Below are 267 nucleotides of genomic sequence, written 5' to 3' on the forward strand. Positions count from 1 at the left end.
TGCCTTTATGAATTAACTGGCGGAAAATACTCACCCAGTAATCATGGCTGTGGTCACGACCAATGCCATAAGTGGAAATTGTATCGTGAAAAGCCTTGCGGCAACTGCGATATCTGCCTAGATCCGCCAAAGCACTTTGACGCTACAGATGAAGCGCGCAAGGCGTTGTCGTGTGTTTATCGTATTAATCAAAACTTCGGTATTGGCTATGCAGTTGAAGTGCTGCGTGGCATGCAAAATATTCGCGTGCGCGAAAATGGTCACGAT

At 46.4% G+C, this 267-nt stretch carries 2 protein-coding genes; one reads left to right on the forward strand and one right to left on the reverse strand.

Features of this window, described 5'->3' with window-relative positions:
* Window positions 1-130: RQC domain-containing protein (locus Ga0451573_RS20375; RefSeq protein ID WP_231685807.1), on the reverse strand; the 130-nt coding region annotated here is incomplete at its 3' end.
* On the opposite strand from Ga0451573_RS20375, the gene Ga0451573_RS19260 reads away from it, so the two are divergent.
* Window positions 79-267: RQC domain-containing protein (locus Ga0451573_RS19260; protein WP_269438412.1), on the forward strand; the 189-nt coding region annotated here is incomplete at its 3' end. The genes Ga0451573_RS20375 and Ga0451573_RS19260 overlap by 52 nt on opposite strands.

It is taken from the genome of Phosphitispora fastidiosa (assembly GCF_019008365.1).
Taxonomy (GTDB): Bacteria; Bacillota; Thermincolia; order Thermincolales; family UBA2595; genus Phosphitispora; species Phosphitispora fastidiosa.